The 26,583-nt window shown below is 49.0% G+C and carries 31 protein-coding genes; 16 read left to right on the top strand and 15 right to left on the bottom strand.

Going from position 1 to position 26,583, the window contains the following annotated elements; genetic code table 11:
* Positions 1-308: 308 nt before the first annotated feature.
* The 4 genes from ghrA (at position 309) to OGY15_RS16120 (ending at position 3,357) form a co-directional block, all read left to right on the top strand.
* Positions 309-1,247 carry a glyoxylate/hydroxypyruvate reductase GhrA gene (gene ghrA, locus OGY15_RS16135; protein WP_151219654.1) on the top strand — a complete coding sequence of 313 codons (939 nt, stop codon included), beginning with the start codon at positions 309-311 and terminating at the stop codon, positions 1,245-1,247.
* A gap of 210 nt (positions 1,248-1,457) precedes the next feature.
* The gene (locus tag OGY15_RS16130) at positions 1,458-2,195 is read left to right on the top strand and encodes a phosphatase (RefSeq protein ID WP_151219655.1); all 738 of its coding nucleotides are present in this window, start codon (positions 1,458-1,460) and stop codon (positions 2,193-2,195) included.
* A gap of 23 nt (positions 2,196-2,218) precedes the next feature.
* A complete protein-coding gene (locus tag OGY15_RS16125) occupies positions 2,219-2,773 on the top strand; it encodes a TorD/DmsD family molecular chaperone (RefSeq protein ID WP_151219656.1) in 555 nt (184 codons plus the stop codon).
* Positions 2,774-2,874: 101 nt separating this feature from the next.
* Complete coding sequence (locus OGY15_RS16120; RefSeq protein WP_151219657.1) at positions 2,875-3,357, top strand: DUF1097 domain-containing protein; 483 nt, start codon at positions 2,875-2,877, stop codon at positions 3,355-3,357.
* Between the two features lie 47 nt (positions 3,358-3,404).
* Here the strand turns inward: OGY15_RS16120 and csgG are convergent, their stop codons facing one another.
* Genes csgG through csgD form a run of 4 tightly spaced genes read right to left on the bottom strand, consistent with a single transcriptional unit; the run spans position 3,405 to position 5,750 of the window.
* Positions 3,405-4,238, bottom strand: a complete 834-nt coding sequence (csgG, locus tag OGY15_RS16115; protein WP_151219658.1) for a curli production assembly/transport protein CsgG — start codon at positions 4,236-4,238, stop codon at positions 3,405-3,407.
* Positions 4,239-4,263: 25 nt separating this feature from the next.
* Positions 4,264-4,677, bottom strand: coding sequence for a curli production assembly/transport protein CsgF (csgF, locus tag OGY15_RS16110; RefSeq protein ID WP_003036084.1), 414 nt, complete (start codon positions 4,675-4,677; stop codon positions 4,264-4,266).
* A gap of 25 nt (positions 4,678-4,702) precedes the next feature.
* Positions 4,703-5,095, bottom strand: coding sequence for a curli production assembly/transport protein CsgE (csgE, locus tag OGY15_RS16105; RefSeq protein ID WP_016152600.1), 393 nt, complete (start codon positions 5,093-5,095; stop codon positions 4,703-4,705).
* Positions 5,096-5,099: 4 nt separating this feature from the next.
* Positions 5,100-5,750 carry a biofilm master transcriptional regulator CsgD gene (gene csgD / locus OGY15_RS16100; protein ID WP_151219659.1) on the bottom strand — a complete coding sequence of 217 codons (651 nt, stop codon included), beginning with the start codon at positions 5,748-5,750 and terminating at the stop codon, positions 5,100-5,102.
* A 761-nt stretch (positions 5,751-6,511) separates the two neighbouring features.
* Here csgD and csgB point away from each other — a divergent pair.
* The 6 genes from csgB to OGY15_RS16070 all read left to right on the top strand — a co-directional run bounded on the left by csgB (position 6,512) and on the right by OGY15_RS16070 (position 10,393).
* A complete protein-coding gene (gene csgB / locus OGY15_RS16095; protein WP_151219660.1) occupies positions 6,512-6,970 on the top strand; it encodes a curli minor subunit CsgB in 459 nt (152 codons plus the stop codon).
* Between the two features lie 40 nt (positions 6,971-7,010).
* Positions 7,011-7,460, top strand: a complete 450-nt coding sequence (csgA, locus tag OGY15_RS16090; RefSeq protein ID WP_151219661.1) for a curli major subunit CsgA — start codon at positions 7,011-7,013, stop codon at positions 7,458-7,460.
* A gap of 60 nt (positions 7,461-7,520) precedes the next feature.
* Positions 7,521-7,853 carry a curli assembly chaperone CsgC gene (gene csgC, locus OGY15_RS16085; RefSeq protein WP_151219695.1) on the top strand — a complete coding sequence of 111 codons (333 nt, stop codon included), beginning with the start codon at positions 7,521-7,523 and terminating at the stop codon, positions 7,851-7,853.
* A 152-nt stretch (positions 7,854-8,005) separates the two neighbouring features.
* On the top strand, positions 8,006-8,326 hold the full coding sequence (locus OGY15_RS16080) for a YmdA family protein (protein WP_151219662.1): 321 nt from the start codon (positions 8,006-8,008) through the stop codon (positions 8,324-8,326).
* Between the two features lie 101 nt (positions 8,327-8,427).
* The gene (gene ymdB, locus OGY15_RS16075) at positions 8,428-8,970 is read left to right on the top strand and encodes an O-acetyl-ADP-ribose deacetylase (RefSeq protein ID WP_151219663.1); all 543 of its coding nucleotides are present in this window, start codon (positions 8,428-8,430) and stop codon (positions 8,968-8,970) included.
* Positions 8,954-10,393 (top strand): phospholipase D family protein, encoded by a 1,440-nt coding sequence (locus OGY15_RS16070; protein WP_151225222.1) that lies wholly within the window; start codon positions 8,954-8,956, stop codon positions 10,391-10,393. The genes ymdB and OGY15_RS16070 overlap by 17 nt, the downstream gene beginning before the upstream one ends.
* Before the next feature lie 24 nt (positions 10,394-10,417).
* Here OGY15_RS16070 and mdoC read toward each other — a convergent pair whose 3' ends face one another.
* Positions 10,418-11,578 (bottom strand): glucans biosynthesis protein MdoC, encoded by a 1,161-nt coding sequence (gene mdoC / locus OGY15_RS16065; RefSeq protein ID WP_151219665.1) that lies wholly within the window; start codon positions 11,576-11,578, stop codon positions 10,418-10,420.
* A 271-nt stretch (positions 11,579-11,849) separates the two neighbouring features.
* Between mdoC and mdoG the strand changes: the two genes are divergently transcribed.
* The 3 genes from mdoG to OGY15_RS16050 all read left to right on the top strand — a co-directional run bounded on the left by mdoG (position 11,850) and on the right by OGY15_RS16050 (position 16,209).
* Positions 11,850-13,385: a glucans biosynthesis protein MdoG gene (gene mdoG, locus OGY15_RS16060; protein ID WP_278238173.1), complete on the top strand. Its 1,536-nt coding sequence runs from the start codon at positions 11,850-11,852 to the stop codon at positions 13,383-13,385.
* Positions 13,378-15,906, top strand: coding sequence for a glucans biosynthesis glucosyltransferase MdoH (gene mdoH, locus OGY15_RS16055; protein ID WP_151219667.1), 2,529 nt, complete (start codon positions 13,378-13,380; stop codon positions 15,904-15,906). Before mdoG ends, mdoH begins: the two co-directional genes overlap by 8 nt.
* A 75-nt stretch (positions 15,907-15,981) precedes the next feature.
* A complete protein-coding gene (locus OGY15_RS16050; protein WP_087052693.1) occupies positions 15,982-16,209 on the top strand; it encodes a YceK/YidQ family lipoprotein in 228 nt (75 codons plus the stop codon).
* On the opposite strand, the gene OGY15_RS16045 is transcribed toward OGY15_RS16050, so the two are convergent.
* The 3 genes from OGY15_RS16045 to OGY15_RS16035 all read right to left on the bottom strand — a co-directional run bounded on the left by OGY15_RS16045 (position 16,210) and on the right by OGY15_RS16035 (position 18,965).
* Complete coding sequence (locus OGY15_RS16045; RefSeq protein WP_187252660.1) at positions 16,210-16,587, bottom strand: MysB family protein; 378 nt, start codon at positions 16,585-16,587, stop codon at positions 16,210-16,212.
* An 81-nt stretch (positions 16,588-16,668) separates the two neighbouring features.
* Entirely contained in the window at positions 16,669-17,889 is a 1,221-nt protein-coding gene (gene mdtG / locus OGY15_RS16040) for a multidrug efflux MFS transporter MdtG (protein WP_187252659.1), read from the bottom strand.
* Positions 17,890-18,044: 155 nt separating this feature from the next.
* Positions 18,045-18,965, bottom strand: coding sequence for a Kdo(2)-lipid IV(A) acyltransferase (locus OGY15_RS16035; protein WP_151219668.1), 921 nt, complete (start codon positions 18,963-18,965; stop codon positions 18,045-18,047).
* Positions 18,966-19,185: 220 nt separating this feature from the next.
* On the opposite strand from OGY15_RS16035, the gene trhO reads away from it, so the two are divergent.
* A complete protein-coding gene (trhO, locus tag OGY15_RS16030) occupies positions 19,186-20,238 on the top strand; it encodes an oxygen-dependent tRNA uridine(34) hydroxylase TrhO (RefSeq protein ID WP_286540042.1) in 1,053 nt (350 codons plus the stop codon).
* Between the two features lie 46 nt (positions 20,239-20,284).
* Here the strand turns inward: trhO and OGY15_RS16025 are convergent, their stop codons facing one another.
* The 7 genes from OGY15_RS16025 to pyrC form a co-directional block, all read right to left on the bottom strand.
* A complete protein-coding gene (locus OGY15_RS16025) occupies positions 20,285-20,860 on the bottom strand; it encodes a YceI family protein (protein ID WP_151219669.1) in 576 nt (191 codons plus the stop codon).
* A 1-nt stretch (position 20,861) separates the two neighbouring features.
* Positions 20,862-21,428 carry a cytochrome b gene (locus OGY15_RS16020; RefSeq protein WP_151219670.1) on the bottom strand — a complete coding sequence of 189 codons (567 nt, stop codon included), beginning with the start codon at positions 21,426-21,428 and terminating at the stop codon, positions 20,862-20,864.
* A gap of 260 nt (positions 21,429-21,688) precedes the next feature.
* Entirely contained in the window at positions 21,689-21,802 is a 114-nt protein-coding gene (locus OGY15_RS16015) for a YceO family protein (protein ID WP_003036148.1), read from the bottom strand.
* 52 nt (positions 21,803-21,854) lie between these two features.
* On the bottom strand, positions 21,855-22,973 hold the full coding sequence (gene solA / locus OGY15_RS16010; RefSeq protein ID WP_151225224.1) for an N-methyl-L-tryptophan oxidase: 1,119 nt from the start codon (positions 22,971-22,973) through the stop codon (positions 21,855-21,857).
* 239 nt (positions 22,974-23,212) lie between these two features.
* Entirely contained in the window at positions 23,213-23,467 is a 255-nt protein-coding gene (bssS, locus tag OGY15_RS16005; RefSeq protein WP_003036154.1) for a biofilm formation regulator BssS, read from the bottom strand.
* Positions 23,468-23,806: 339 nt separating this feature from the next.
* Complete coding sequence (gene dinI, locus OGY15_RS16000; protein ID WP_006685106.1) at positions 23,807-24,052, bottom strand: DNA damage-inducible protein I; 246 nt, start codon at positions 24,050-24,052, stop codon at positions 23,807-23,809.
* Positions 24,053-24,117: 65 nt separating this feature from the next.
* Positions 24,118-25,164, bottom strand: a complete 1,047-nt coding sequence (gene pyrC / locus OGY15_RS15995; RefSeq protein WP_151219672.1) for a dihydroorotase — start codon at positions 25,162-25,164, stop codon at positions 24,118-24,120.
* A 264-nt stretch (positions 25,165-25,428) separates the two neighbouring features.
* On the opposite strand from pyrC, the gene OGY15_RS15990 reads away from it, so the two are divergent.
* Together OGY15_RS15990 and OGY15_RS15985 are read left to right on the top strand one after the other, a co-directional pair.
* Positions 25,429-25,659: a hypothetical protein gene (locus OGY15_RS15990; protein ID WP_286540038.1), complete on the top strand. Its 231-nt coding sequence runs from the start codon at positions 25,429-25,431 to the stop codon at positions 25,657-25,659.
* Positions 25,660-25,682: 23 nt separating this feature from the next.
* The gene (locus OGY15_RS15985; RefSeq protein WP_286540035.1) at positions 25,683-26,528 is read left to right on the top strand and encodes a DUF6708 domain-containing protein; all 846 of its coding nucleotides are present in this window, start codon (positions 25,683-25,685) and stop codon (positions 26,526-26,528) included.
* The last annotated feature ends 55 nt before the right edge of the window (positions 26,529-26,583 follow it).

The following is a 26,583-nucleotide window of genomic DNA, read 5'->3' as shown; positions in this document are numbered from 1 at the left end:
GATTCGAACCCCGGATACGTTGCCGTATACACACTTTCCAGGCGTGCTCCTTCAGCCACTCGGACACCTCACCATATTGTTGTTCCTGTGCTACCGGAACGGGCGCTAATTTAGGGAAATACCGCTGCGGCGTCAATCAACTTTTTGAAAAAAACGTGCATTTACACAAACTTCAATCAATATGGAGCTTAAATAAGCGGGAATTGTTTTTTTTGCCAGCATCCTAAAATTTGCTACTCTGATGTTCCCTCTAAAAATGATGATTATAAGTGCGAGAAAGCTCCGCATAACAATGTTCAGGAGACAATATGGATATAATTTTCTATCACCCAACATTCGATACGAACTGGTGGCTTAAGGCGCTGATAAAGGCCATTCCTGGAGCGAACGTTCGGCAGTGGAAAGCGGGTGATAATGCCCATGCAGACTATGCGCTGGTCTGGCATCCTCCGGTTGAAATGCTCGCCGGACGAAAATTAAAAGCTGTATTTGCGCTGGGCGCGGGCGTCGATTCTATCCTCAGTAAACTCAACACTCATCCGGAAATGCTGGATGCCTCAATCCCGCTTTTCCGTCTGGAAGATACGGGTATGGGCCTGCAAATGCAGGAATATGCGGTCAGTCAGGTACTGCACTGGTTTCGTCGCTTTGATGATTACCAGGCATTAAAAAACCAGGCGAAATGGCAACCTTTGCCAGAATATACCCGCGATGAGTTTACCGTCGGGATCATGGGGGCCGGTGTTTTAGGGGCGAAAGTTGCAGAAAGTCTGCAAACATGGGGCTTCCCGCTGCGCTGCTGGAGTCGTACGCGTAAATCCTGGTCTGGTGTGGAAAGCTTTGCCGGTACTGAAGAGTTAGGCGCGTTTCTGAGTCAGACACGCGTGCTTATCAACCTTCTACCCAATACGGCAGAAACCGTGGGCATCATTAACGCGGAGTTACTCAACCAATTGCAGGATGGCGCTTACGTGCTGAACCTGGCGCGTGGCGTTCATCTCAATGAAGACGATCTCCTGGCATCGCTGGACAGTGGCAAGGTGAAAGGTGCCATGCTGGATGTCTATAGCCGTGAACCGCTGCCGGAAACCAGCCCTCTATGGAAACATCCACGTGTGGCCATGACACCGCATATTGCTGCCGTAACACGTCCGGCAGAGGCGGTGGACTATATCTCCCGCACGATTTTGGATCTTGAGAGCGGGAAATCTGTTACGGGTCAGGTCGATCGCGTGCGAGGCTACTAAAGCCAAGCCAGTCGATGCCGGGTTTCAGCTAAATACCCGTCATACTTCAAGCTGCATGTGCGTTGGCTGCGGTTGTTCACCCGAATAACTTACTACAGTAAGCTCATCGGGTATCACCCCCTTGCCGCCAGCCTGCAACTCGAATTATTTAGGGTATTATTGGCGACGATACCTGCTATCCTTGACGGAAAATGACTACAGGAGAGAGTTATGTATCCCGTTGACCTGCATATGCATACCGTCGCCAGCACCCACGCTTACAGCACCTTAAGTGATTACATCGCTGAAGCCCGTCGCAAAGGCATCAAGTTGTTTGCCATTACTGATCATGGACCGGATATGGCGGATGCGCCTCATCACTGGCACTTTATTAATATGCGCATTTGGCCACGTGTTGTGGATGGCGTAGGGATCCTGCGCGGCATTGAGGCGAATATTAAGAATATTGAAGGTGAAATTGACTGTTCAGGTCCTATGTTTACCTCTCTGGATCTGATCATTGCGGGTTTCCATGAGCCGGTTTTTGCACCTCACGATAAAGACACGAATACCAAGGCGATGATAGCCACGATGGCCAGCGGCAATGTGCATATCATCAGCCATCCGGGGAATCCAAAGTATCCCGTTGATATAACAGCAATTGCACAGGCTGCAGCAAAATATCAGGTCGCGCTGGAAATCAATAACTCCTCGTTTTTACATTCGCGTAAGGGTAGTGAGGATAATTGTCGCGCGGTTGCTGCGGCAGTACGGGATGCCGGCGGCTGGGTAGCGTTAGGATCGGATTCACACACTGCTTTCACGTTGGGAGAATTTGGCGAATGCCGTAAAATTCTCGATGATGTGAATTTCCCGGAAGACAGAATTTTAAACGTCACACCCAAACGCCTGTTGGCGTTTCTGGAATCGCGAGGCATGGAGCCGATCGCGGAATTTGCTGAACTGTAATTGTTACTAACTGGAATATATCAATGAACGAGTTTTCTATCCTGTGCCGTGTACTGGGCTCGCTGTTTTACCGCCAACCGCAGGACCCTTTACTGGTTCCCCTGTTTACCCTGATTAGTGAAGGTAAACTGTCCGCCAGCTGGCCGCTGGAACAGGATGAACTGTTGGCCCGTCTGCAAAAGAGCTGCGATATGTCTCAGCTGGCTGCGGATTACAATGCGCTGTTTGTCGGTGACGAGTGTGCGGTGTCGCCTTATCGTAGCGCCTGGGTAGAAGGGGCGAAAGAATCCGATGTTCGCGCATTTCTTTCTGCTCGCGGAATGCCGCTGGCAGATACGCCGGCAGATCACATTGGTACGTTGTTGCTGGCGGCATCCTGGCTTGAAGACCAGTCTGCGGAAGATGAAAGCGAAGCGCTTGAAACGTTGTTTGTAGAATACCTGCTGCCCTGGTGTGGTACGTTCCTTGGCAAAGTTGAAGCGCACGCCAGCACGCCGTTCTGGCGTACGATGGCGCCATTAACGCGCGATGCGATTAGTGCAATGTGGGACGAATTGCAGGAAGATACGGACGAATAAATGTGATTTAGATCACTTTAAACTGCAACAAAAATTAGGCTCTTGCATAATTTGTGTGCACGATCTCATTCCTATGCCGTTTTTCTGCTAAGATACGCGGCATGAACATACTTCTCTCAATTGCAATCACAACGGGCATCCTCTCCGGGATCTGGGGATGGGTGGCTGTTTCTCTTGGCTTACTCAGTTGGGCTGGCTTTCTGGGCTGCACGGCCTATTTCGCCTGTCCGCAGGGTGGACTGAAAGGGCTGTGGATCTCGGCGTGTACGCTGCTAAGCGGTGTGGTGTGGGCGTTGGTGATTATTAACGGTAGCGCGCTCGCCCCGCATATGGACATCATTGGTTATGTCATGACGGGAATTGTCGCGTTTCTGATGTGTATTCAGGCAAAGCAATGGTTGCTTTCATTTGTGCCAGGCACGTTTATTGGCGCATGCGCGACGTTTGCAGGGCAGGGGGACTGGCATCTGGTCGTGCCATCTCTGGCGCTGGGTCTGGTATTCGGCTATGCGATGAAAAACAGCGGATTGTGGCTGGCGTCTCGTCGTGAGAATCGAATATCGTCGACGCTGACCAGTAAATAAAAAAAGCGTGAGGGTATGCCTCACGCTTTTTGTACCTTCCCGACCACTCAGGATTCCGGAGGTACCGACATATGGCGGTATTTTACCAGAATGTCATTATCAACTTGTTTCTTATCCTGCAAATCCCACAACCCGCGATCAATCCCGTCATTAATCAGGAAGATAACGCCGGTTTCAATCGCTGACATCAGGCAAAGCATAACCGGTTCGTTAGAGGTATAGCCAATTTCACCTTCCAACAAACGCTGGTAGTCAATAAAGCGGAATACCCCAGCCTGGACTTCATAAGACAGGATGGTTTTGCTGGTATTCACCGATGAGAGGATTTCACCGGTACTGACGTTAACCACGCGCAGGTTTACCGCTATCTGGTCGAGTTGATATTGCGTATCGGCACCAATACCGAAATAGCGTGCCCCAACGCCACCCGACTTAACGTTGCTTTCGTATCCAATAATGGACCCTTCCACCATGATGTTAGCCGCGGTTAATGACTGCAGTGGTATCCGGTTATTCACGGCAACGGTACCGTTTTCCTGCGCCGCACGAATAATTTTTCGTTCATTCAATAAGTTCTGTAACCCCTGACGTTCCAGCGGTATGAACCAACGAGAATCTTTCAATGCGGTGACGAGCATCGCCGTGGCGCTTTGCGGGACGGCGGTTGAGAAGTTACTTGCCGGATAAGGTTTGAACTGGCCAGTCTCATCCTGAATATTGTATACCGACACAAAAATCTTACCTGTAGGCATGGGCAGATGTGTCAAGTCTTTATAGCTTTGAGCCCGGGGCATTAATGTCGGCTTCGCGGCTTCTTTCGGCGGGGCTGTTAAACATCCGCTGAGTAAAATTACTGCCACCATGATAAGTAAGCGCTGCATGATTTTTTCCTTTCGTGGCTATAATTTAGAAATCCGTCGACTGATTTTGTAAACCCGACACTTCAATAGTCGACGTTCTCCCCGTTTTCCTGTCCGTGACATTCAATTGCAGTTGTCCATCCCGGTTGGCGATATCAACGATAAAATCGCTGGTTACCATCCTTCCCGGCTTACCGGTATTGATATTGGTGAGCAAACCACCGAGTATTTGCGACTGTATCGCCTGGGTAAAGTTATCCAGCGCTGATGGGGTTTCAATCCCGTAGTCGCCAGCACTCGGGTCCTTATACGAGTTTTGCGCCTGGGCGCTGTTCAGTAAAAAAGAGCCGTTGTTTGGGTTGCCACCAAAGTTAGGGTTGCGGAACTGGAACGTCATGTTTCCGGCCCAACTTAATGGTGAAATCAGCATGAGCAAAACCACTGCATGTTTGACACGCATGAAAGCCTCCGGACAAAATCATGTTTTAGAATTCATCGCGCGCTAAATCGCTCGTGCTTAATAGTGTTTGATCTATTTGCCGACGATTTAATGCTTCCTCAGTTTCTGCCAATGCGAAGACCACAATTTTGTCGAAGTCTCTTTTCGTCGGGAATAAAAAAGTCTGGAAGATAACGTCCTGATTGACAGTTATGGTGATCCAGCTTCCCCAACGTGCACTGGGCCTTTCATTAATGGTTAAGTTTCCTGTGTACTTACTTTCCCACTTGTCACTAAAGGCCCGATAAAAATCATGGCCAATGGAAGAGACAGTGTGGTCAGTCAACAGTCCGGGAACCTCCACCTCTACAGCCGCGTGTAGATTCCCGGCAGCAAGGAACAGATTTGCTGCCACAATCCAGGTCAAATAGCGTTTCATGGCTTTATCGCCTGAGGTTATCATTGGCCCACGAAACCGCCTGCGTACGATTTTTGACAGCTATCTTTTTGAAAAGATTATAAAGATGTGTTTTCACCGTATTTTCACTGATAAATAGTGAACGCGCGATTTCAATATTTGAGGCGCCAATACGCAGTTTATTAAGGATCTCTTTTTCACGGTGTGTAAGTAATGCCGACTCCGTGCTGTTATAGCGGTAGTTCCCGGAATGCGTGATTAGGTAGCTGGCGAGCTTTTGTGAAAAGTAGCATTCGCCACGCAATACACCTTGTAATCCGCTGACGACACGCTGCTCATCTTCCGTTGCGTAGAATACGCCATTGATATGCGGCCAGTTTTCAATATCCCGATAAGGATAATCATCTGGGGTATTCAATAATAAAGTCTTTATGCTGTTGTTTTTTCTGCTCAAATTATCTTGCCAGTAATGGATCAGTTTCTTATCTGCCTCCATCATATCCAGTAGAACAATGCAGCTGGAGGAAATATCATCCAGAGAACGTTGAATATTATGTAGTTTTCCGGTTAACGCCAGCGATTGTTTTAAATGCTGTAACAACGCAGTTGCCTGCAGGGAAGGTTTTGTGATCAACAATAATGTATGACCATGAATACTATGGACTTCATTAAACATGATGAAACTCCACTTTTTTAGTCGCACACCTGACAGTTGCCTCACCTAAAATAGAGACCCCAGAAGTACTGGCAGATGTTGCACTGCTGTGTAGAAATAAAATATCGACCCAATGGGGTGAAAATATTAAAACAAATGGACTTCAACTGATTTCAATCTAGCTATTACAAATCTTAAAGCAAGTGTTAAACATGTTACAGGATGTAAATTTATATATTAAAATGTGATTTTTGAGTTTTCCAGGAGTTTAGATTTGATAGTAAAGTTGTACATTTTAGCTTTATTGCATAGATTTAAAAAATCATACAAATTATAATATGTTATTGATTAATAATGATTAAATTTATGATTAGATGGTTTTTTATTTCTAGTGAATTCAGGTTTTTTTGTCTCACTTGAAGTTGGACAATTTTAGATGAAAAAAAATGACAGTTGTCACGACTTGTACCGTTAACTATCGAAGTACCTCGCTACGAAGCCCAGAAAACACGGAAAGCGCGTTTTTTGTGTTACTGCATAGAAATTCATTTGCCGGGTTAAAAAAGAAATAAAATCCAGAGCTGCAACGGTGTTGTTCACTGTTAATTAGTACTTTGGGGTGAATCTTAATATAAAAATACAACTGGCGGGTGAGTTATTTAAAATGTTTCCGCAGACATACTCTTCATCGTAACGTGGCGTTAACAAATGTAAGTCATGTTAACAACAATTTGAGTGGTAATTAATTTTACTTTATGTACGACCAGGTCCAGGGTGACAACATGAAAAACAAGTTGTTATTTATGATGTTTACAATGCTGGGTGTGCCTGGGATTGCAGCCGCGACGACAAGTTATGATTTGGCTAATTCAGAATATAACTTTGCGGTAAATGAATTAAGTAAGTCTTCATTTAATCAGGCAGCCATTATTGGTCAGGTTGGCACTGCGAACAGTGCAAATACTCGCCAGGGGGGCTCGAAGTTATTGTCAGTCATTTCGCAAGAAGGTTCTGGTAATCGGGCGAAAACAGACCAGACGGGATCATATAACTTTGCATATATTGATCAAGCGGGTAGTTCCAATGATGCGAGTATTAAACAAGGTTCATACGGTAATACGGCGGTGATTATCCAGAAAGGTTCTGGTAATAAAGCCAATATTACCCAGTACGGTACACAAAAAACAGCAGTTGTGGTGCAGAGACAGTCGCAAATGGCAATTCGCGTGACTCAACGCTAATCCATTAACGACGTTTAAATCAATCCGATGGGGGTTTACCATGAAACTTTTAAAAGTGGCAGCATTCGCAGCAATCGTTGTTTCTGGCAGTGCTCTGGCTGGTGTTGTTCCGCAATGGGGCGGCAATCATCATGGTGGCGGCAGTAATTATGGCCCAGACTCTTCACTGAGTATCTATCAATATGGGTCAAGCAACTCTGCGAATGCTTTGCAAAGTGATGCGCGTAAATCAGATGTCACCATCACACAACACGGGCGTGGTAACGGAGCTGTTGTTGGCCAGGGTGCTGATGACAGTACTATCAGCCTGAAACAGACCGGCTTCCAGAACAGTGCCACTATCGATCAGTGGAATGCAAAAAATGCTGATATTAGCGTGACCCAGTTCGGGGGCCGCAACGGTGCGTTGGTTAATCAGACAGCTTCTGACTCCAATGTGCTGATTCAGCAGGTTGGCTTTGGCAACAACGCTACTGCTAACCAACACTAATTCAGTTTTCTGACTGATAATAAACAGGGCGTGAGCCCTGTTTTTTTTCGGGAGAATATGATGCATACGCTCTTACTCATTGCCGCGCTGGCAAATCAAATAACATTCAATACAACTCAGCAAGGTGATATCTACACCATTATTCCTCAGGTGACGTTAACTCAACCGTGCGTATGTGAGGTACAAGTCCTTGCCATACGTAAAGGGCAGGGGGGGCAAAGTCAATCGCAGCAGAAAACAAGCCTTTCAGTCCCCGCTAATCGGCCGATTGAATTAACCAAACTGAGTTTTAATATTTCACCTGAGGATTCGGTCAAAATTATCGTTACCGTTTCGGATGGGCAGTCTCTGCATCTGTCTCAGCAATGGCCAGACTCAAACAGTCACCCATGATTTTTTTGCTGTATTTGCATTAAGGGTGTGGCTGGGAATGCACTGCTGTTCTATGAATATAGAAACGTGTAAACGTTTTAATTTGATCGTTAATCACAGCGGTGAAGGATCATTTCGATCCCTCAAGGATGGCTAATCATTGAGGAACCCTTATGTGTACATTATTAAAGCGTTTTCTAAGTATCAGCTTGTGCAGCATTTCTCTTTTTACCCTCCCCGCAATGGCGCAGCAAATCTCAACCGGTGGGGTTATTCATTTTCGCGGTGCAATAGTTGAATCACCTTGCGATGTTAACGCTCGGCATCAGCAAATTGAATTGTCATGTATGCGCGACGGCACCACTCGTAATAGTCTCTACAATCAGCAACAGGTCGCGACTGCCCCTCAAAATGTGCAGCAAATTGCCACAGTCAAAATGCACTATCTCAATGAACAGAAAAACATGGCAATTCTTAACATTGAATATAAATGAATCATTCTGGCGTACATATGCACACGTGTGGTTAAAAAGTGAGATTTCCGGGAAAACCCTGCTGTACACTTAGCAAATAGTGTTTTGTCAGGGGGGAACTTATGCAATCACGTGTTCATGTGTTACATGGCGATATTACAACGATCGCTGTTGATGTGATTGTCAACGCAGCGAATCCATCGCTATTGGGCGGCGGTGGCGTCGATGGTGCAATCCATCGCGCTGCCGGACCTGCGTTGCTGGCGGCCTGCAAGCAGGTTATCCAGCAACAGGGTGAATGCCCAACAGGTCATGCGGTGATCACCCTGGCGGGAAATTTGCCCGCCAAAGCGGTGATCCACACAGTGGGGCCCGTCTGGCAGGGCGGCGATCATCATGAAGCTGAACGCCTCGAAGAGGCTTACTTGAATAGCTTGCAACTAGCCTTAGCCAATGGCTATCAGTCCATTGCTTTTCCGGCAATCAGCACCGGGGCTTATGGTTATCCCCGCGCGGCGGCAGCAGAAATAGCGGTAAATACGGTGCTGAAATTTATTACCCGCCGCGCACTGCCCGATCAAATCTTCTTCGTGTGTTTTGATGAAGAAAGCGCCCAACTTTACAAGAGATTGCTGACCCAGCAAGACGATGCTAACACGGACTGATATGACGCGACTTGAGCGTGCCATCACGCCACTTTGTGAAAACCACCCGGGAGAATGCGGCATTCTTGCGCTGGATGACAGCCTCGATGCGTTTGCTGCTCGTTATCGATTAACGGAAATGGCAGAACGTACTCTGGATGTGCAGTATTACATCTGGGAAAGCGACATGTCCGGGCTATTGCTCTTTTCCGTGCTGCTGGCTGCGGCGAAGCGTGGCGTACGTGTGCGTTTGCTGCTGGATGATAATAATACGCCAGGGCTGGATGACACGCTGCGCCTGCTGGATAGCCACCCGAATATAGAAGTTCGCCTGTTTAACCCTTTTTCGTTTCGCATTCTGCGTGCCCTCGGCTATTTAACTGACTTTGCCCGACTTAATCGGCGTATGCACAATAAAAGTTATACCGCTGATGGCGTGGTGACCCTCGTGGGTGGGCGTAATATTGGCGATGCCTATTTTGGCGCGGGAAAACAACCGCTGTTTTCAGATCTGGACGTCATGGCTATTGGGCCGGTGGTTAAAGATGTCGCCGATGATTTTGAGCGTTACTGGCATTGCCGCTCGGTTTCAACGTTAAAAAATGTGCTTGAGATGTCTGAGCCAGATTCTGTGCGCCATATTGAGCTGCCCGAATCATGGTATAACGATGATATTACCCGTCGCTATCAGCACAAGCTGGAAACCAGCCAGTTTATGACCCATCTTGATCAACGGTCGCTGCCGCTGGTTTGGGCAAAAACGCGTTTGCTGAGTGATGATCCTGCAAAAGGAGAAGGGAAAGCACCGCGTCACTCGCTGTTACCACAGCGTTTGTTTGACGTGATGGGTTCGCCGACCGAACGTATTGATATCATTTCAGCCTACTTTGTGCCGACTCGCGCCGGTGTAGCGCAGCTCCTGAAACTGGTAAGAAAAGGCGTCAAGATCGCCATTTTAACCAATTCACTGGCGGCGAATGATGTGGCAATCGTTCATGCTGGCTATGCACGCTGGAGAAAAAAACTGCTGCGCTACGGCGTGGAATTATACGAACTCAAACCGAACCTTGATCGCGTCCCGGTCGTTCACGATCGTGGGTTAACCGGTAATTCAGGTTCCAGCCTGCATGCGAAAACCTTCAGCATTGACGATCGCAAAGTGTTTATTGGCTCGCTTAATTTTGATCCCCGTTCAACACTGCTTAATACGGAAATGGGATTTGTGATTGAAAGTGAAGTGCTGGCAGAGTTGATTCATAAGCGGTTTATGCAAAGCCAGCGAGATATGGCCTGGCAACTACGCCTCGACCGTTGGGGAAGAATTAATTGGGTCGACCGACTTTCTGGCAGTGAACAGGTACTGAAAAAAGAACCCGCCACAGGATTCTGGAAGCGGGTGCTGGTCAAGCTGGCGTCAGTGTTACCCATTGAGTGGTTGCTCTGAATCACTCAATGGTTGAAAGAAAAACTAACGGGCTACGGCCTTGTTTTTATCCTGCTTAACGGGTGGTTTACCCGAAAAGAGAAACTTCAGCACCGGTATGCGTAAATGGATTTCGTACAGTATTACCGCAATCCCGACCACAAACAGTAGACCACAGAGAAAACCCAGCAGATTCGACGAGATATGCGGAGTAATGTAAGCGCCAAAAAACAGTGTTAACGGATGATGCACCAGATAGATAAACAGGGATGCGTTGACAAAATAGGTCACGCGGGCTGACTGGAAATTCAGTAAGCGGTGACCAAGTGAAAAGACGACGTTCACCATCCACAAGCCCATGACCATGGTAATGACATATTCAGATTCATACATCCAGGCATCACCGTTACCATAGCGCTGATTGAGCAGATAGGCGACAAATGCGCATGCGGCTCCCAGCGTGCAACCGCGCGACGGTGTGGTAAACAGCGCTTTCAAATTAGGATTGATAAACGCCAGCGCGCCGAGCATAAAGAAAGGCACATAGAACAGCGTTTGCATAACGACAAAATTGAACATACCGTCGCTGAGAATCGAAGGATAAAAGATGAAAATAGTCCTTCTGACGGCGGCATAACCGATACCAAGCACTGCAAAAATCAGCGTTAATTTTGTCATCGACACCGAAGGCGAACTGCCGATATCGCTTTGCGTTAATCTGTTTTTCATCTGGGTGAACATCCACATGCTTACGGTCGTTAACACCACCAGAACCAGTAAAAACCACAGATGGGAAATCAGCTCCCAGGCCAGCGCATTGTATTTCTCGTAGCTGCTGAGAGTATGCCAGCTGTCTGCTTTTCCTTTCACGTACTGCAGCATGATAAATTGCGGTAGCGTAAGCAATGGAATCGCAGTTAGCATCGGGATCCCCACGCGTTCCACACGTACTTTCCACCAGCGCTTTAACGGATAGCGTAGAAATAGCATGTAGGAAAAATAACCCGAAATGACAAAGAAGACTTGCATGCGAAAAGCATGGATAAAGTCATTAAACAAGGTCAACCACCACGATGGTTCTGCGCTGTTCACATGCCAGGTGTGGGTGGAGTAGATCAATGAAATATGGAACGGGATCCCTAACAACATTAGCCAGGCACGGATGGAGTCAAGAAAATATTCGCGTGGTGGTGATACAGAGCTCATAGACAGTTATGTATTCTCAGACTTTTCGTCTTATCCCTAAGACGAATAATGGTTACATTCGAAGGCAACCCTACACGAAGTCTAACAACCTGTCTCCAGGATAAGCACGCAAAGTGAAAACAGGCAGACGAACCTGCTTAAACCATAAGCCAGCGCGCGAACAATACAGGGATTCAGTTGTCGGAATACCCGATTATCCATTAAAATGGATCGGATCAATATAAGCACACAAAGGGGGAAGTGCTTACTAATTATGAAACATAAACTACAAATGATGAAAATGCGTTGGTTGGGTGCAGCAGTCATGTTAACGCTGTACACATCATCGAGCTGGGCATTCAGCATTGATGATGTTGCAAAACAAGCTCAATCCTTAGCCGATAAAGGCTATGAGGCGCCAAAAAGTAACTTGCCCTCCGTTTTCCGCGACATGAAATATGCGGATTATCAGCAGATCCAGTTTAATCATGATAAAGCCTACTGGAGCAATCTTAAGACCCCATTTAAGCTCGAGTTCTACCACCAGGGTATGTACTTCGACACGCCGGTCAAAATCAACGAAGTGACCGCTACTGCGGTGAAAAGAATCAAATACAGCCCAGATTACTTTAATTTCGGCGATGTTCAGCATGATAAAGACACGGTAAAAGATCTCGGTTTCGCCGGGTTCAAAGTGCTGTATCCGATCAACAGCAAAGATAAAAACGACGAAATCGTCAGCATGCTCGGTGCCAGCTATTTCCGTGTTCTGGGTGCAGGCCAGGTCTACGGCCTTTCTGCGCGCGGTCTCGCGATAGATACCGCTCTGCCTTCTGGTGAAGAATTTCCCCGCTTTCGTGAGTTTTGGATCGAGCGTCCGAAACCAACTGATAAACGTTTAACCATTTATGCCTTACTGGATTCTCCGCGTGCAACCGGAGCGTATCGCTTTGTCATCATTCCTGGTCGTGACACGGTAGTCGATGTTCAGTCCAAGGTTTTTCTGCGCGACAAAGTGGGCAAACTTGGCGTTGCACCGTTAACCAGTATGTTCCTGTACGGTCCAAACCAGCCTTCTCCGACGACTAACTATCGTCCAGAACTGCATGACTCTAACGGTTTGTCCATCCACGCTGGCAACGGCGAATGGATTTGGCGTCCGCTGAACAACCCGAAACATCTCGCGGTGAGCAGCTTTGCTATGGAAAATCCGCAAGGTTTCGGTCTGTTGCAGCGTGGCCGTCAGTTCTCGCGTTTTGAAGACATCGACGATCGCTACGATCTGCGCCCAAGCGCATGGATCACGCCAAAAGGCGATTGGGGCAAAGGTAAGATTGAGTTAGTTGAAATTCCAACTAACGATGAAACGAACGATAACATCGTTGCGTACTGGACGCCGGATCAACTGCCTGAAGCCGGTAAAGAAATGAACTTTAAATATACCCTGACGTTCACGCGCGATGAAGACAAGCTTCATGCGCCTGATAATGCCTGGGTACAACAGACCCGTCGTTCTACCGGTGATGTTAAACAGTCCAACCTGATTCGTCAGCCTGACGGTACCATCGCCTTTGTGGTGGACTTTACTGGCACCGATATGAAAAAGCTGCCGCAGGATACGCCTGTTACCGCACAAACCAGTATTGGCGACAACGGTGAAATCGTTGAAAACACCGTGCGCTACAATCCGGTCACTAAAGGTTGGCGTTTGGTATTGCGCGTGAAAGTGAAAGACGTGAAGAAAACCACTGAAATGCGTGCTGCCCTGGTCAATGCCGATCAGACGCTGAGTGAAACCTGGAGCTACCAGTTACCTGCCAATGAATAAGACAACTGAGTATATTGATGCAATGCCGCTTTCGGATATCGAAAAAGCGGCACTGCCGAAAACTGACATCCGCGCCGTTCATCAGGCGCTGGATGCTGAGCATCGTACGTACTCGCGCGAAGATGATTCACCGCAGGGTTCTGTAAAAGCTCGCCTTGAGCAAGCATGGCCGGATTCTGTGGCTAAAGATCAGTTGATTAAGGACGATGAAGGGCGCGATCAGCTACAGGCGATGCCAAAAGCAACGCGCACCTCTATGTTCCCCGATCCCTGGCGTACCAACCCGGTCGGCCGTTTTTGGGATCGTCTGCGAGGGCGTGATGTGACGCCGCGTTATCTTTCTCGTTTGACGAAAGAAGAACAAGTGAGCGAGCAAAAATGGCGTACCGTTGGCACCATTCGTCGCTATACGCTGTTGATCTTAACACTGGCGCAAACGGTCGTCGCAACCTGGTATATGAAGACAATCCTTCCGTACCAGGGGTGGGCATTCATTAATCCTGCAGACATGATGGGGCAGGATTTGTGGGTCTCCTTTATGCAACTGCTGCCTTACATGCTCCAGACCGGCATCCTTATTTTGTTTGCCGTGCTTTTCTGTTGGGTATCAGCGGGGTTCTGGACCGCGCTGATGGGCTTCCTGCAACTGCTGATTGGACGAGATAAGTACAGTATCTCTGCCTCAACGGTAGGGGATGAACCGCTGAATCCTGAACACCGTACCGCGTTGATTATGCCTATCTGTAACGAGGACGTTGACCGCGTTTTCGCGGGACTTCGTGCCACGTGGGAGTCGGTCAAAGCAACGGGCAATGCTGAGCATTTCGATGTTTACATCCTGAGCGACAGCTACAACCCCGATATCTGCGTAGCAGAACAAAAAGCGTGGATGGAGCTGATTGCCGAAGTGCAGGGCGAGGGACAAATTTTCTACCGTCGTCGTCGTCGTCGCGTGAAGCGTAAAAGCGGCAACATTGATGACTTCTGCCGTCGCTGGGGAAATCAGTACAGCTACATGGTAGTGCTGGACGCGGACTCCGTAATGAGCGGTGACTGTCTGAGCGGACTGGTACGCCTGATGGAAGCCAATCCGAATGCCGGGATTATCCAGTCTTCACCGAAGGCTTCCGGTATGGATACGCTGTATGCGCGCTGCCAGCAGTTTGCGACCCGTGTGTATGGGCCGCTGTTCACTGCCGGACTTCACTTCTGGCAGTTAGGCGAATCACACTACTGGGGCCACAACGCAATTATCCGCGTGAAGCCGTTTATCGAGCACTGTGCGCTTGCGCCGTTACCGGGCGAAGGCTCGTTTGCGGGCTCGATCCTCTCCCATGACTTCGTGGAAGCGGCGTTGATGCGGCGTGCCGGCTGGGGCGTGTGGATTGCTTACGATCTGCCGGGCTCTTATGAAGAGCTGCCACCGAACCTGCTGGATGAACTCAAGCGTGACCGACGCTGGTGCCACGGCAACCTGATGAACTTCCGTCTGTTCCTGGTTAAGGGGATGCACCCGGTTCACCGCGCGGTATTCCTGACCGGCGTTATGTCCTATCTGTCCGCGCCGCTCTGGTTTATGTTCCTCGCGCTGTCTACGGCATTACAGGTGGTTCACGCGTTAACGGAACCGCAGTACTTCCTGCAACCACGCCAGTTGTTCCCGGTATGGCCGCAGTGGCGTCCTGAACTGGCGATAGCACTGTTTGCTTCGACGATGGTGCTGCTGTTCCTGCCGAAGCTGCTGAGTATTTTGCTCATCTGGTGTAAAGGGACGAAAGAGTACGGTGGGTTCATCCGCGTTACGCTGTCGCTGCTGCTGGAGGTTCTGTTCTCCGTGCTGCTGGCACCGGTGCGTATGCTGTTCCATACCGTCTTCGTCGTGAGCGCTTTCCTCGGATGGGAAGTCGTGTGGAATTCCCCGCAGCGTGATGACGATTCCACCCCGTGGGGGGAAGCGTTTATGCGTCACGGCTCTCAGTTATTACTGGGGCTGGTGTGGGCTGTGGGTATGGCCTGGCTGGATCTGCGTTTCCTGTTCTGGTTGGCACCGATCGTTTTCTCGCTGATCCTGTCGCCGTTTGTTTCCGTGATTTCCAGTCGTTCCACGGTTGGGTTACGTACCAAGCGCTGGAAGCTGTTCCTGATCCCGGAAGAATATTCTCCGCCGCAGGTGTTGGTAGATACAGATACCTACCTGGTGATGAACCGCAATCGTACGCTGAACGACGGCTTTATGCATGCGGTGTTTAACCCGTCGTTTAACGCTCTGGCAACGGCAATGGCGACTGCGCGTCACCGTGCCAGCAACGTGCTTGAGATAGCCCGCGACCGTCATGTGGAGCAGGCGCTGAACGAAACGCCGGAGAAACTGAACCGTGACCGCCGCCTGGTCTTGTTGAGCGATCCAGTAACGATGGCGCGATTACATTACCGCGTCTGGAATTCACCTGATAAGTATTCTTCTTGGGTGAATTACTATCAGGGGCTGACTCTGAACCCGCTGGCGCTCAGGAAAGAATAAGCGTTCTATGACGTGAAAATACCGGCCTGGTGCCGGTATTTTTTTATACTGAATAAAAGAGTCGGGAGGTATCAGGTGCGAATATTAGCTGTGGGGATCATGGTGTTCTTCCTGAGCGGATGCGGCAGTATTATTAGCCGAACCATCCCAGGACAAGGGCACGGAAACCAATACTATCCGGGCGTGCAATGGGATGTCCGCGACTCCGCATGGCGCTACGTCACCATTCTCGACCTGCCTTTTTCGCTGGTGTTTGATACGTTGCTGCTACCGCTCGATATTCATCATGGACCTTACGAGTAACTATCGCTCATCCCATTCATCGGCTGCGGTTTGACCCTCTTCAGTATCAAGGGGAGGTTCCAGCTGGAATTCACCTTCATCCCATTCATGAAGGGTGTTTTCTTCCTGCCACTCCTGACGGATTTCAATCTCGTCATAGTCGCCATCAAAAACGCTCTGCGCCGCTTCGCCGCTCAGCATTGGCAGACATTCGCCTTCATCACTCTCTTCGTCAGCAAAAAATTCCGCCTGCCACATGATGTCCCCATCCTGTAGCACGTATTTTTGTACGTTTAACTGCCCGACACTGGCTTCGTCAGGTTCAAGATCGGGGTTATCTGCCAAAAATTGTTCACGAGCGGCATCAATGGCTTCTTCCAGCGTGGCATACATGGTCATCGGAGTCTCCCTTTGATTTAATGAAGCATTCAGGGAAATAATAGTTGATTCTGCGATATTGCAAGTATGAATACACGAAATTCATCCCGCGGCCTCAGCGCTTCGGCGACGGCGCAGGCTATTCCACGAGTAGAGAGCGTTAAACAGCACGATGCCCGCGGTCACGCAGAACACGGCGCGAAAACCATAGTTGGCGGATATTGCCGCCCCCATTAACGGCCCCGTTACGTTGCCGATATCACGAAATGACTGGTTATAACTGAAAATACGCCCGGCGATCTGATTGGTCGAGTTATAGACCAGCAGCGTTTGTACCGCCGGGAGCAGAGCCCCGTCGGCTGCACCCAATAAAAAGCGCAACACGCCAAGTTGCCAGGGCGATTGTACAAACGACATTGGAATAAGCAGCAGCACGGAAATGACCAAAGCAACAATCAGGATCTTCTCTGGGCCAATTCGGTCACCGAGTTTGCCAAGCCTTGGAGCGCTAATTAACGCAGCTACACCAGGTACAGAGGCAATCATGCCGCTGATAAAAGCGATATTACTGACGTTGCCAGCCAGTTCCCGAACGTACAACGTCAGAATTGGCGCGATGGAGCCGGTTGCTACCTGGATTATCAGCGTTGTAACAAACAGGCTCAGCACCAGTTTGGGATTCTTTAACGAGGCTACAACTTCGCGAATGTGCAGCATTTCTTTCTTGCTCACCGGCTGGAAATGCTCGCGAATAAAAAATAACGTCAGAATAAAGCAGAGTAGCAGCACGCTGGCGGTAATAAAGAAAACGGGGCGTAGCCCATACTGGTCGGCAAGTAAGCCTCCTGCCAGCGGTCCGAGGAGTGCGCCGCTGACGCCACCGGTTGATAACGTTCCCAGCGCCCATCCGCTTTTATTGCGCGGAACCTGGGTGGCGATCAGTGCATTGGCGTTGGGAATGAAACCGCCGAGTAGCCCCAATAGTGCTCGCAGGATCAAGAACTGCCAGATATTTTGCGCCAGGCCCATCAGCAGCATCACAATAGCCATGCCCAACGCGGAACGCAGCAGCATGATTTTTCGCCCTTTGCGATCGGCAAGACCACCCCAGAAAGGAGAGGCGATGGCGGAAAAGAGAAAAGTGATGCTGAAGACCAGGCCTGACCACATGTTCAGGGCGCTATGACCTGTGACGCCGAGACTCTCGACATAGAGGGGTAAAAAGGGCATAACCAGGCTAAATGCTGCGCCGGTTAAAAAACAACCCAGCCAGGCAACGGTGAGGTTACGTTTCCAGTTTATGGGAGCTTCTGTGGGTGACATAGCGTTCCGCAGTGTGGCGCGCTGTTTGCGCTATCGATTGAATATAAGTAAGCAGGCTAATTATGCGCCTGGTAGATAGTTGCTGCAATGCGGATAGCAGTTAAACCTAAAGTGGGTAGGAAAGGGGTTGCAGTCCAGTGGACTGCAACAGTGCTTTAGTACAGGGAAGGGGAGCCTTCGGGACGCGTCTTGAAGCGTCGGTGCAGCCACATATACTGCTCTGGCGCCATCATGATGCATTGTTCAACGATCTTATTCATCCACGCCGCCGTTGTTTCCGCGTCGTCTAACGGTGGTGAACACTCCGCAGGCAGCATAATCAATTGATATCCTTTGCCGTCCGGCTTGCGGCGAGGAACAAACGGTACCAGGCAGGCGTTCGACATGCGTGACAGCATCCATGTTCCGGAGGTTGTTGCGGCCTGCTCAACAGCAAAAAGCGGGACAAACACGCTGGCGCGAGGACCGTAGTCATGATCCGGCGCATACCAAACCACTTCGCCTTTTTTCAACGCTTTAATCATTCCTTTCAGGTCTTTACGATCGAGCATTGATTTATTCGAGCGCATACGCCCCCAGGTTTGTAGCCAGTCGAGCAGCGGGTTGTCGTTAGGGCGATACACGCCGATCCCCGGCTCCTGCAAGCCAAACTGGCGCGCACCCAGTTCCAGAGTCAAAAAGTGCAGGCCCACTAACAAAATTCCCCGCTTTTGCGCCTGAACGTCGCGGATATGTTCCATCCCGATAACTTCTGTCCAGCGTGAAATGCGCTTGTCGGACCAAAACCAGGCCATTCCAGTTTCCATCACGCCCATGCCCACAGACTCGAAGTTCCTGACGACCATCTGCTGGCGTTCATGTTCGCCCATCTGTGGAAAGCACAGTTCAAGATTACGGGAAACAATTTTAGCCCGACGTTTCATCAAACGTAACGCCAGTCGACCTAATGCGCAGCCTAACTTATAAAGAATCGGGTAGGGTAACTGCACGATTAACCAAAGGATGCCAATGCCCAGCCAGGTTAACCAATAACGTGGATGCAGTAACGCAGCCGAAAACTTGGGTAAATTCGTCATGTCTATCCTGTCTTCAAACGACCAATTCCCTGTATTGTCGCATTTTTTCGCGCGTATCAAAAATTTGCGACGGGAGAATGGTGATTAAATCAGCAATTGTTGTTGCGATTTTATAATGGAGTAAGAAATGTAGCGTAAAATGTGTGGATGTAAATTGGCGATGTTTGCTTTATTATGCCGCCGATTTTCATTTTCTCCCTTTTTGCAGGATACGTACACCATGCCAGTGTTACACAACCGCATTTCAAACGATGCTCTTAAAGCCAAAATGCTGGCCGAGACTGAGCCGCGTACAACCATCTCGTTCTATAAATATTTCACGATCAATGATCCTCAACTCACACGAGATGCGTTGTACCAGATGTTCACTGCGTTGAACGTCTTTGGGCGCGTGTATCTTGCCCATGAAGGCATCAACGCGCAAATCAGCGTGCCGCAAAGCAATGTCGAGGCACTCCGCCAGCAACTGTATGCGTTTGACCCCGCATTAAACGGATTACGTCTGAATATCGCGCTGGATGATGACGGGAAATCTTTCTGGGTGCTACGTATGAAAGTGCGCGAACGCATTGTGGCGGATGGGATTGACGATCCGAACTTTGATGCCAGCAACGTGGGTGATTACCTGAAGGCGGCGGAAGTGAATGCCATGCTGGACGATCCTGACGCGGTATTGATTGATATGCGTAATCACTATGAATATGAGGTGGGCCATTTCGAGAATGCGCTGGAGATCCCGGCAGACACGTTCCGCGATCAGTTACCGAAAGCGGTTGAAATGATGCAGGAGCATAAAGATAAAAAAATCGTTATGTACTGCACGGGCGGCATACGTTGTGAGAAGGCCAGTGCCTGGATGAAACACAATGGATTTAGTAAAGTCTGGCACATTGAAGGCGGTATTATTGAATATGCCCGCAAGGCGCGAGAACAGGGACTTCCGGTGCGCTTCGTGGGTAAAAACTTTGTTTTTGACGAGCGGATGGGCGAAAGGATCTCTGAAGATGTTATTGCGCATTGCCATCAGTGTGGAACCGCCTGCGACAGCCATACAAATTGCAAAAATGACGGCTGCCATCTGCTGTTTATCCAGTGTCCGTCCTGTGCGCAGAAGTTTAAAGGCTGCTGTAGCGAGCAGTGTTGCGAAGAGAGTGAGTTGCCGGAAGAGGAGCAACGCCGTCGTCGCGCGGGGCGTGAAAATGGCAACAAAATCTTTAATAAGTCACGCGGTCGCCTGAATACCAAACTGGGGATTCCGGATCCTGCGCAATAGTCGCTATGCCGGATGGTGGCTTGAGCCCCATCCGGCCATTCACACGTTACTTCTGTTGCACACCTTCCACTGAGATGATCAGATCGACCTCCTGAGACGCGGGGCCGAGATCGGTGGTGATGTTGAAGTCTTTTAACTTAATTTTCCCTTGTGCTTCAAAACCAGCGCGCGTGCCGCCCCACGGATCGCCGCCCTGACCAATTAGTTTTGCGTCCAGCGTAACGGGCTTGGTAACGCCGTTCAGGGTCAGATTACCCGTGATATCAAGGTCGTTTCCTTCTTTTTTCACGCTGGTGGAGTTAAAGGTCGCTTGCGGGAATTTAGCAACGTTAAGGAAGTCTGCGCTGCGCAGATGCTTATCGCGTTCGGCGTGATTGGTGTCAACGCTATTGGTGTTGATGGTCACGTTTACCTTATCGGCTGCGGGGTTTTTCTCATCAAAGGTAAACGTACCGTCGAAATCTTTAAATGTGCCGTACAGCCAACTGTAACCCAGATGCTGAATACGGAAATTAACAAAGGCATGCTGTCCTTCTTTGTCAATTTTGTAATCTGCCGCCACGGCCGACCCGGTGGTGAATAACAGAGAGGCGAGTGTAAGTCCCAGCAGGTTTTTTTTCATTTTAAGCTCCATAGTCAGATGACGATTTTCCCAACATGCGATTGAGGGTATCGTCGTTATCGATAAAGTGATGTTTCAGCGCCATCACGCCGTGCAGAAGCGATAAAATCACTACGCTCCACGCAAGCCACAGATGCAGGCTACCGGCGAGGTCGGCCTGAGCGCCCGCATTAGCAAGGGTCGCAGGAATATCGAACCAGCCAAATACGCTTATCGCTTTGCCATCAGCGGTGGAAATCAAATACCCGCTAATGACAATAGAAAACAGCAAGGTGTATAGCGCGAGGTGACCCAGAGCCGCAGCGATGCGAGTAAAACGGGAATAGTTTGCCAACGCAGGAGGCGGTGGTGAGATCCACCGCCAGACAACGCGAATAACCAGCCCTAACATGAGCAGAACGCCGATGCTTTTATGCAGTTCTGGGGCCTGGTGATACCAGCCGTCGTAATAGCTGAGTGTGACCATCCACAAGCCCAGCGCAAACATGCCATATACAGCAATCGCAATCAGCCAGTGTAATGCGGCAGACACCACGCCATAGCGCTGAGGACTATTATTGAATTGCATAATCACACCATTAGATATTTCAGAAGTGAATGAAAATGGCGCGGAAAAGACATTAATGCAACTAATAAATAACAATGATGATGATATTTATTTTTAATTCAATAAAATTGATTGAATTATTAAGTAATCATCAAGGAATCAGAGGGTGGCGGAAGTTAAGGCTTAATTTGACGGGGTTGGAGTTGTTTCCATTATTCAGTTAATTGCAATGAATTTTAAGTTAATATCAGTTTGTGTCAATTATTGTCAGCGCAACAAGATTAAAAAAACATAATATATATCACATCCATGATTGCCAGCAGCGACCATAAAATAATGTAGAGCATAAGGTGCTCGCGAATATTATTAACCAGATAGTGAAAGATGCGACGCATCAACGTTATTCCTGTCATTAAAAATGGCCTCATCAACGAGGCCATCCATTTATTATCGCTTAAAGCGGCTCAACCTGAAGGGAGTCAGGTCAAAGTCAGACGGTTTATTCTGGGCGAAGTCTGCCGCAATCTCTCCCAGTACGGAGGCAAACTTAAAGCCATGTCCGCTTAGTCCGGTAACGATCAGCGTGTTGTCATGCTCCGGTAGAGTATCAATAATGAAGTCTTCATCCGGTGAGTTATCATAGGTGCAGGACGCACCGTGCAGGCAGCAGCCAACGCCTGGCAGAATTGTGCGCAGGAATGGGAAGGCTTCAGAACCGTCGCTGGCGACAGCGGCAAACGGCTTACGTTCATCTGCAGAATGAATTACCTGTCCGCCATTGTGCTTACCAATTTTTAGCTCATCGTTTTCTGCCGGGAAACCGTAGTATTGATCGCCATTTGGCAGTTCGCCGGTGAAAGCAGGGAAGTTATTCTTAACGCTGTAGCGCCCATCAGCCTGATACCAGGCGAACACTTTACGTACCGGTTGTATTGGTAGTTCAGGCACCAATGCCTGCACCCAGGTTCCGGCGCAAATCACCGCTTTTTGCGCGTGATAGTCACCGTCGGCGGTTTCTACCGTCACGCCATCATCACTGTGGTGAATTGCGCTGACCGGGCATTTAAATAGCTGCGCACAACCGGCTTCTTCTGCCAGGCGGATCCAGGTTTTAATCGCTAATTCACTGCGTAAAAAACCTGACTCGGCTTCAAACAGGCCAATATAGTTTTCAGGTACGCGAATCTCTGGCCAGCGAGCCATGATGGCTTCTGCATCCAGTTGTTCAACATTGAGTTGCCACTGTTTTGCACTTTGCGCCGCGGTTGCTAAGAAGGTGGAATCTGCCGGACCGAGATTGATAACACCGGAGCGAACAAAAATTGGCTCTTCATTTTGGGTGGACAGTTCATCCCATAATGTTTGCGCACGCAGCACCAGCGGAACGTATTTTTCACCTTCGCCATAAGCATGACGAATTAATCGAGTGTCGCCGTGGTGGCTGCCCTGCTGATGCGGGGGCATATGCGCATCGATCATCAGTACCTTCAGACCGGCGCGAGTGGCATAGTATCCGGCTGCGGCACCCACGGAACCGCTGCCAATAATGATTAAGTCGTATTTCATCCGCTTCTCTCTGCAATCGCGATAGTATACCTTAAATAATTCGAGTTGCAGGAAGGCGGCGACACAGCGAATCCCCGGGAGCGTACATAAGTACGTGACTGGGGTGAGCGAGGAAAGTCAACGCACATGCAACTTGAAGTATGACAGGTATAGCAGAGTAAATAACTGACCCGGAATATTCAACCTGGAAATAAGAAAGGCACCGATAAGGTGCCTTTTGATGGTTGGATGTATCAGGTTTAATGTCGCTGATACTCATTTACCTGGTAATCGCCGGATTCAATTTTAGCGATTCCTGCTTCTAATATCGAAATAAATTGCCTGGCAACATCAGTGGTTAACCAGAGCGTTTGACCAACTTCAGTCCCATCCGGGTCCGGGCGATTCGGGGTCTGGTAGTGCAAACGCAGCATCAGCGCATCATAGCTATCAACAGTGCTGATGTCCCATCCTACAAGTGGATGAGTCTGAATGACTTCATTATTCTTTTCCATCATGCCCCCTAATTCGTGTTACTAGACAACGGTTTTCGAGGTTCAATGCGTTTTTTCTGAAGCAACTTCAGTATATCAATAAATAAGGGTATTCATTGAAAATTTAAAGAGGGCAGTGCATAAATTTTTTGTTTTCAGCGTTTTCTGACTAAGAAACCAACATGTTATTCATTTTTTTTTAGCATGTTGCACAATTATTTTGGTGTTGTGGTTAAAATATGACCAGGAATTAATTATTAAATTAAAAGTTCGTTGTAAGGAATGCGCGATTGATTAAAAGATAGTGCGTATAAAAAAGCCGGGGCGACCCGGCAAAAAAACATCACTGCATATCATTATTTATTCGTTGATGAACCAGTCATCTGCGCTTTCCCATGTCTCCTGCAGGATCTCGCTGATGCGTTCTTTGTCCTCTTTTGTCGCGCCAATGACCGACAGATTGTTTGCGCCAGCATAACGGACGGTAACATTACCTTCGTTATCCGGAAAATGATGATGAATACGACGGGAGAGTTCGCCCGCCAGCGCGTCAATTGCACCGGCAGGTAAAGGTGAAGTTTTAGCAATAGTGACTTCAATACGCATAGTAGCCCCCTGTGGAATATACTGTTTATTTATACAGCTATCCGCAGCAATTGGCTACACTTTTTTTAGCTTTTTACTGACCAGCGTACCGTTTCGCCACCCAGGAAAGGCACCAGCGTATCGTCTTTCAGCGCAATGCTCTCCGGAACCCGGTGTTCGAGGCGTTCCAGCTCAATAAAGCTCTCGTTCACCGGTAAGCCGTAGAACTGCGGGCCATTGAGTGAGCAGAAGGCTTCGAAATGCGCCAGCGCGTTCATCTCTTCAAACACGGTGGCATAGCTGCCCAGCGCGGTCGGGGCGTTAAAACACCCGGCACAGCCGCAACTGGATTCTTTACGATGACGCGCATGCGGCGCTGAGTCGGTACCAAGGAACGCACGGCTAAATCCGCTGGCGACCAGTTCACGCAGCGCCTGTTGATGGACGTTACGTTTAAGGATTGGCAGACAGTACAGGTGCGGGCGAATCCCGCCGACCAGCATGTGGTTGCGGTTAAACATCAGATGCTGTGGCGTAATGGTCGCCGCCAGAAGCTCGTTACCGTCCCGCACGTATTCGGCAGCATCTTTAGTGGTGATATGTTCAAACACCACTTTCAGCGCAGTCAAACGCTGACGCAGCGGTTCCATCACCGTTTCAATAAAACGCGCTTCACGATCGAAAATATCGATATCCGCATGCGTCACTTCACCATGCACCAGCAGCGGCATACCTAATTTTTCCATCCGTTCCAGCACAGGCATGATGGCATCAACAGAGGTTACGCCATGCGTTGAGTTGGTGGTGGCATTGGCCGGATAGAGTTTTGCGGCGGTGAAAACGCCCTCGTTAAATCCACGTTCCAGCTCGTTGGGGTCCAGCGTATCCGTTAAGTAGCAGGTCATTAATGGCGTGAAATCGTGTCCGACAGGTACCGCGTCCAGAATGCGCTGGCGGTAAGCGATAGCCGCGTCAACCGTGGTGACGGGCGGAGCCAGGTTCGGCATCACAATGGCGCGACCATAGACTTCACTGGTATAGGGCACGACAGTTTTTAACATGTCGCCGTCGCGAAAGTGAAGATGCCAGTCGTCTGGGCGGCGGATCTTTAAAACCTGGGATGGTGCAGTCATCAATATGCTCCGGCTGAGGATAGTCTTTTTTGCCGGAAACAAAGGATAAGCGGAAACGTTTTCGTTTGCACGTAAAAAAGTCTCGGTACCAGATAGAAATAACGGCTGTGTTTAGTGCCTCTTGCTCTTGTTGTTGTTCGTAAAATTTTTTATTATCAAACGTAATTATATACATGATAATAATTAATTACATAACAAATAATTTTGGCTTAAGTATTAATTTACGTTATGCCCGAATTGAAACGCGAATGCACAGGAGGTGCTATGAAGATCTGTCGTCCGTTGTGGACAAAAGGAATCCTCCTTTCTCCCCAGTACTTCCAGCAGCAAACGTTGCTTAACTCCCTCGATGATGAAGGTATTTCCCGGATAGGCGTTATGCAACCATGGGGCGTCTGGTGCGCAGAGTTTGACGCGCAGGCTCTTATCCAGGGGCGGGTGAAACCCGTGCCTACTGGAAAAATAAATACAATCCGCAAGATGTCCTGTCATTAACGGTTAATATCAAGGGGTGAGGTATGGCTAATCAGAAATCAGGGAATAAAGCGCAGCGTCGCGCCTCAGTATCCTCCGGCGGAACAACTAAACAGTGCCAGAGCGCTGATACTATGCCAGGAGAACATCCTGGAAACCCTTTCTATCGCCGCTCCGTGCTGAGCCCGCAGGCGGAAAGATGGCAGGCGGATCTGCCGGTTCAGTGGCTGGAGCATGGTGTGGAGCCCAATGCTATCTGGCTGAATGAAAAGAATGACATCTGGCTGGAAATTCCCCGTTATGAAAATCAGATTTCATGGAGCGGAGGTGATACTTTTGCCTTTCTCTTAGTGCCGTTTATTTTTTTCTTTTCAATTAGCCCTATATTATTTTGGTGGGATATAAGAATTTTTCTAGTCTCAATGATGGGTGTAGTCTTTTTCCTCTCTTTTTTTAAACTTTTAATCAGAATGACCTATCACACGCCCCGTGGTACCCCTGTGCGTTTAAACCGGAAACGGCAGAAAATCTATATTTATGAACACCGGCGCAGCAGCTGGAACCCGTGGACAGAATGGCCGGTGGAGATCCGCGTGTTTCACTGGGATGAAGTGCGCGGAGAAATCACCTTTGAGGCCGGACGTTATAACCAGGGTTATCAGCTGCACGGCGCGGTGTGCCAGCCGGGGACCAACCGGGGCCGGGAACGCTTTGCGCTGACGTGGACGGTGGGAGACCCGGAAGCATTGCGCGAGTTGTGGTGCTACTGCTGCCGCTATATGCAGTACCAGCCGGTACCAGAGGAAGCGCGGTTTGTGGAGCATCCCCAGCAGTGGGGACATATTCACTGGCCGGAAGAGATGGACACTGAATCCCGCACGGCGCCGTGAGTGACGCCAAACTGTAAGCCCGTTTTTACCGTATTTTGCCGTTCCCGTTTCCCTT

The organism is Citrobacter sp. Cu231 (assembly GCF_030332265.1).
GTDB classification, from domain to species: domain Bacteria; phylum Pseudomonadota; class Gammaproteobacteria; order Enterobacterales; family Enterobacteriaceae; genus Citrobacter; species Citrobacter meridianamericanus.
Note: the sequence above shows the minus strand (reverse complement) of the source record. Positions and strands in the feature narration are given on the sequence as shown.